The sequence below is a fragment of the Sphingomonas sp. genome, from assembly GCF_048594985.1.
In the GTDB taxonomy this organism is placed as follows: domain Bacteria; phylum Pseudomonadota; class Alphaproteobacteria; order Sphingomonadales; family Sphingomonadaceae; genus Sphingomonas_I.
In genome coordinates, this window is record NZ_JBMDXG010000029.1 from 1 (window position 1) to 5,068 (window position 5,068).

Below are 5,068 nucleotides of genomic sequence, written 5' to 3' on the forward strand. Positions count from 1 at the left end.
GGGCAGGACGCGATGGTCCAGACGCTGGGCAACGCGATCAAGCGCGACCGGCTGGCGCATGCCTTCCTGCTGACGGGCGTGCGCGGGGTGGGCAAGACCTCCACCGCGCGACTGATCGCCAAGGCGCTCAACTGCATCGGTCCTGACGGGACGGGCGGGCCGACGATCGACCCGTGCGGCGTGTGCGAGCCATGCGTCGCGATCGCCGAGGGGCGGCATATCGACGTGGTCGAGATGGACGCCGCGAGCCACACCGGCATCGACGACATCCGCGAAATCATCGAGGCGGTGCGCTACGCGGCGGTGTCGGCGCGCTACAAGGTGTACATCATCGACGAGGTCCACATGCTGTCGAAGGCGGCCTTCAACGGGCTGCTTAAGACGCTGGAGGAGCCGCCGGCACACGTGAAGTTCCTGTTCGCCACCACCGAGGTGAACAAGGTGCCGGTGACGGTGCTGTCGCGCTGCCAGCGGTTCGACCTGAAGCGCATCCCGGCCGAATCGCTCGCCCGCCATTTCGCGCACGTGGCCGAGGCGGAGGGCGTGACGGCCGAGCCCGAGGCGCTGGCGCTGATCGCGCGCGCGGCGGAAGGATCGGCGCGCGACGGCCTATCGATTCTCGACCAGGCGATCGCGCATGCGGGAATGGACGGGCAGGGGGTACGCGCGGAGCAAGTGCGCGACATGCTGGGCCTGTCCGATCGCGGCGCGATCCGGCGGCTGTTCGGGCAGATCCTGGCGGCGGACGTCGCGGGCGTGCTCGGCTCTGTCGAGCAGCAGCATGCGCTGGGGATCGAGCCGGCGGCGCTGCTGCGCGGGCTGCTGGAGGTTGTGCACGGCGTGACGCGTGCCAAGGTCGGCAATGGCGACGATCCGGCGCTGAGCGTGGAGGAGCGCGAGGCCTATGCCGAGTGGAGCGGGCGGCTGGGGTTCGCCAGCCTCCACCGCCTGTGGCAGCTCCTGCTCAAGGGCCATGGTGAGGTGAGCATGGCGCCGCAGCCGCGTGAGGCGGCCGAGATGGCGCTGCTGCGCGTGGTTCATGCGAGCCAGCTTCCCGATCCGGGCGAGCTGGCGCGGCGCATCCAGGCGGGCGAGGTCGCGGTGGCCTCCGCGCCGCAGTCCCCCGCAGCACCGGCCCCCGCCGCGTCCGTGCCCTCATCCGTCGCGCCTGCATCGGCCACGCCCCCGGCACCGGCCCCTGCGGCGCCGGGGCCGCCCGCGCTCCCATTGCCTGCGGACTTTCCCGCGCTGATCGCGCTGCTGGACGAGAAGGGCGCGCGCAAACTGTCGCAGCAGCTTCACGATTATGCCGGGCTGATCGCCTATGATCCGCCGCTGCTGGCGATCCGCCCGGTCAAGCCGTTGCCGGGCGATTTCGCGCGCGACCTGTCGACCACGCTCCGCCGCCTGACCGAGGCGACGTGGGAGGTCAGCCTGCGCGACGCGCCGTCCGAGCCGAGCCTGCTCCAGCAGGAGCAGGCCGCAGCCGAGGCGGCGCGCAACGATATCCTCAACGCGCCGATGGTGCTGGCGGCGCGTGCCGCCTTTCCCGACGCCGAACTGATCGAAGACACACGGAGCATATCATGACGGACATGAACGAACTGTTCAAAGCCGCGCAGGAAATGGCGGCGAACATCCAGGGCCAGATGGCCGACGCGCAGGCCGGCCTCGACAAGATCGAGGTGGAGGGCGTTTCGGGCGGCGGACTGGTCAAGATCAAGGCCACCGCCAAGGGCCGCATCCTGGGCGTGTCGATCGACGACAGCCTGATCGTGCCGGCCGAGAAACAGATGCTGGAGGACCTGATCGCGGCCGCGATCAACGATGCCCGCGCCAAGGCCGACGCTGCGGGCAGCGAGGAAATGAGCAAGATGAGCGCGGGGCTTCCGCTTCCGCCGGGGTTCAAGCTCCCCTTCTGAGCGGGGCCGACGCCGCGCCGCAGGTCAGCGGGCGCGGCGGAATTCGGCGCGCAGCCTGCCGCCGTCGGGGCGGGTGAAGGTCTCGAACAGGCGATCGCCTTCCACCACCATCGTCAGCTCGCGCGTGGTGCGGACGCCGCCGACCCAGTTGGGGAAGGTCGACCCTTCCACCCGATTGCCCGAGAAGCGGCCCCTGCCGTCGACGCTGTAGGTGCCGAAGAAGCCGATGCTGCCCGCCATCGCGCGGCGGTTTTCGGCATCGGTGCCGCCGCCGCGCCGGTCCGACGCGAAGCGCGGGACGGACGGGTCGGTCAGCACCTCGACAAAATGCATGTCGGGCGTGAAGACCAGCATGCCGGCGGGACGCGGCCCGTAGGGGAGCGTTTCGCGTCCATTGTCGACGAGCCGGGCCGACATCATGCGCCACGTCCCGACGATCTCGTTCTTCGGCCGAGGCGCCGGCTGGGCGAGCGCCGACCGCCCGGAAAGCATGACGGCGGCGATCATAAGCGCGCGCTTCACGGCCGGTCCGCCGCATAGGCCACCGCCCGCTGCGCGCGCAGTTCGTCGAGCCGGCGGGTGAGTTCGCGCTCGATATTGTCATAGGCCGTGCTGCCCAGCGTCACGCGCCGGCTTGGCTGGGCGGTGTCGCCCGCGACGATCATCGCGTCGACCGTGCGATCGGCATCGCCGGTGATGACGAAGCTGCCGTCGGCGATGGCGCGACGCACCGCGCCGGCGGGCGTATCCTCATAAGGCGCGGTCGCGGGCGCGCGGTCGAGCGCGTCGCCGAAACCGGTTCCGGTCGGCCCGGGCTCGATCAGCGTTGTCGTGATGTCGAACGGCGCGACCTCCTGCGCCACCGCCTCGATGAAGCCTTCGATGCCCCACTTGGTCGCGTGATAGAGGCCGAAGGCGGGGTAGGCGATCTGCCCGCCTTCGGACGAGACCTGCAGGATCCGCCCACCGCTCTGCGCGCGCAGATGCGGCAGCACCGCGCGAACGAGCTGGATCGATGCGGTGAGGTTGGTCGCGATCTGGCGCTCGATCTGCGCGTCGGACACTTCCTCGGCGGCGCCGAACAAGCCGTAGCCCGCATTGCTGACCACCACGTCGATCCGGCCGGCGGCGGCGAACGCGGCGTCGACCTCTCGCCGCATGGCGGCCGTGTCAGTGATGTCCAGCGTGACGATCCGCAGCCGGCCGCCATGCGTGGCGGCGAGTTCGGCCAGCGGATCGGCGCGCCGCGCGACCGCAACGACGGCGTCGCCGCGCGCGAGGAGCTTGCGGGTCATGCCGAGCCCGAGGCCAGAGGACGCGCCGGTGATGAACCAGGTCTTCATGCGAAATTTCCTTCACGTCGCAGTTAGGCGCCGCCAATCGGTGTGATAAGGCAACGCAATCGGCATGAGATGGTGAGGAATTTACACCAATGGACATCGGCCTGCCCGAACTGAAAGCGTTCGTCGCGGTCGCACGGCACCGCAGTTTTCGGCGCGCGGCGGATGAGGCGGGGGTGTCGCGCTCCTCGCTCAGTCACGCCCTGCGTTCGCTCGAGCAGCGTCTCGGCGCGCGCCTGCTCCACCGCACGACGCGCAGCGTGGCGCTGACCGAAGCGGGCGGGCAACTGCTCGCGCGGCTGGCGCCGGTGCTGCGCGACCTCGACGACATGCTCGATGCGGTCGGCGGAAGCGGGGAGATTGCCGGATCGCTGCGGATCAACGCGAATGAAGGGGGCGCGCGCTGGCTGCTGCGCGCGGCGGTGCCTCTGTTCCTCGAACGCCATCCGCGCGTCTCGCTCGACCTGGTCACCGAGGGACGGCTGGTCGACATCGTCGCGGAGGGGTTCGACGCGGGCGTGCGACTGCGGGAGGCGGTGCCGCAGGATATGGTGGCGGTGCCGTTCGGCGGGCCCGCGCGCTTCATCGCGGTCGCGGCGCCCGCTTATGTCGCGGCGCATGGCCGGCCCGAAACGCCGCAAGCATTGCTCGACCATCGCTGCATCCGCCAGCGCCTGCCCAGCGGCAAGCCGTATCGGTGGGAGTTCGCGCGCGAGGAGAAAAACATCGCGATCGAGGTGCCGGGGCCGCTTACGCTCGACAACAGCCAGTTGATGGTCGAGGCGGCGATCGCCGCGCTCGGCATCGCCTTCGTGCCCGAGCGCTATGCCAGGGACGCAATCGACGACGGCCGGCTGGTCGAGCTGCTGGGCGATTATTCACCGCCTTTGCCGGGCCTGTGCCTCTATCATTCCAGCAGCCGGCAGACCCCGGCGGCCTTGCGCGCGTTCATCGAGATCGTGCGCGCCTGCGACAAAGGCGAAGGGGTCGATCGGGGCTCCTGACGGCGCGCGGCGCTTACGCCGTTTCCGGACCCTTATATTCGATGATCCGGGGCTTGCGGTCGGAATTGCGGTCGCGGTGATAGCGCACCACGCCCGCGAACTGCGGGATCTTGCCGATGGTGAGGAAGAAGGCGCTGGCCAGCGCGAAGCGCGGCGCGGCGCCGGCCTTGCGCTTGTAGGCGGTCAGCCGCGCGACCTGCAGCGGGTAGAGCATCAGCAAAGCGAGCGCGCCGAGCCCGAGCGCCGGCAGCGCCAACGCGCCGAGCGCGAGCAGCACGATCGCCGCCGGGATCGCGCCGCCCCACACGATGATACTCTTGACCTGCTTGCGCCAGCGCGGATCGGCCTTTTCGCCATGACGGTGGAGCAGTTCGGCAAAGGCGTGGCCACTGCGCTTGGTGCGCCGCCACCATTGCGAAAAGCGCGTCATCGCCGCGTCGTGGCGCGTCATTTCCGCGTCGATCCGCCGAATGCGCCAGCCGCGCTGGCGCAGGCGCAGGCACAGATCGGGTTCCTCGCCCGCGATGATCGCGTCGTTATAGCCGCCCGCGTCGGTCAACGGACCGATCCGGAACAGGGCGTCCCCGCCGCAGGCGCGCGCCTCGCCTACGGGCACGTTCCATTCCTCGTCGCAGAGCTGGTTGTAGATGCTGCGTTCGGGAAAGCGTTCGCGCCGCCGGCCGAACACGACCGCCAGATCGTCCTCGCGGGCGAAAGCGGCCAGCGCGGCATCGACCCAGCGCGCGTCGAGCTCGCAATCGCCGTCGATCATCTGGACGAAGGCGAGGCCGCGCCCGTCGAG

Annotated in this window: 6 protein-coding genes; 3 read left to right on the forward strand and 3 right to left on the reverse strand. The window is 70.1% G+C overall.

Going from position 1 to position 5,068, the window contains the following annotated elements; translation table 11 throughout:
• Both ACOJSF_RS01115 and ACOJSF_RS01120 read left to right on the forward strand, forming a co-directional pair.
• Positions 1–1,590 (forward strand): DNA polymerase III subunit gamma/tau (locus ACOJSF_RS01115; protein ID WP_420140402.1); only part of this gene is annotated, 1,590 nt, incomplete at its 5' end.
• Entirely contained in the window at positions 1,587–1,922 is a 336-nt protein-coding gene (locus ACOJSF_RS01120) for a YbaB/EbfC family nucleoid-associated protein (protein WP_420140403.1), read from the forward strand. The genes ACOJSF_RS01115 and ACOJSF_RS01120, both read left to right, overlap by 4 nt.
• Before the next feature lie 24 nt (positions 1,923–1,946).
• Here ACOJSF_RS01120 and ACOJSF_RS01125 read toward each other — a convergent pair whose 3' ends face one another.
• Complete coding sequence (locus ACOJSF_RS01125) at positions 1,947–2,444, reverse strand: lipocalin-like domain-containing protein (RefSeq protein WP_420140404.1); 498 nt, start codon at positions 2,442–2,444, stop codon at positions 1,947–1,949.
• Positions 2,441–3,265 (reverse strand): SDR family oxidoreductase, encoded by an 825-nt coding sequence (locus tag ACOJSF_RS01130; protein ID WP_420140405.1) that lies wholly within the window; start codon positions 3,263–3,265, stop codon positions 2,441–2,443. Before ACOJSF_RS01130 ends, ACOJSF_RS01125 begins: the two co-directional genes overlap by 4 nt.
• 89 nt (positions 3,266–3,354) lie before the next feature.
• Here ACOJSF_RS01130 and ACOJSF_RS01135 point away from each other — a divergent pair, with 89 nt between their 5' ends.
• The gene (locus ACOJSF_RS01135) at positions 3,355–4,266 is read left to right on the forward strand and encodes a LysR family transcriptional regulator (RefSeq protein WP_420140406.1); all 912 of its coding nucleotides are present in this window, start codon (positions 3,355–3,357) and stop codon (positions 4,264–4,266) included.
• Between the two features lie 13 nt (positions 4,267–4,279).
• Here ACOJSF_RS01135 and ACOJSF_RS01140 read toward each other — a convergent pair.
• On the reverse strand, positions 4,280–5,068 hold a 789-nt coding region (locus ACOJSF_RS01140; RefSeq protein ID WP_420140407.1), incomplete at its 5' end, for a glycosyltransferase.

Coding starts and splice junctions, on each gene's coding strand:
- ACOJSF_RS01120 (WP_420140403.1), top strand. CDS start 1,587: ATGACGGACATGAACGAACTGTTCAAAGCCGCGCAGGAAATGGCGGCG.
- ACOJSF_RS01130 (WP_420140405.1), bottom strand. CDS start 3,265: ATGAAGACCTGGTTCATCACCGGCGCGTCCTCTGGCCTCGGGCTCGGC.
- ACOJSF_RS01135 (WP_420140406.1), top strand. CDS start 3,355: ATGGACATCGGCCTGCCCGAACTGAAAGCGTTCGTCGCGGTCGCACGG.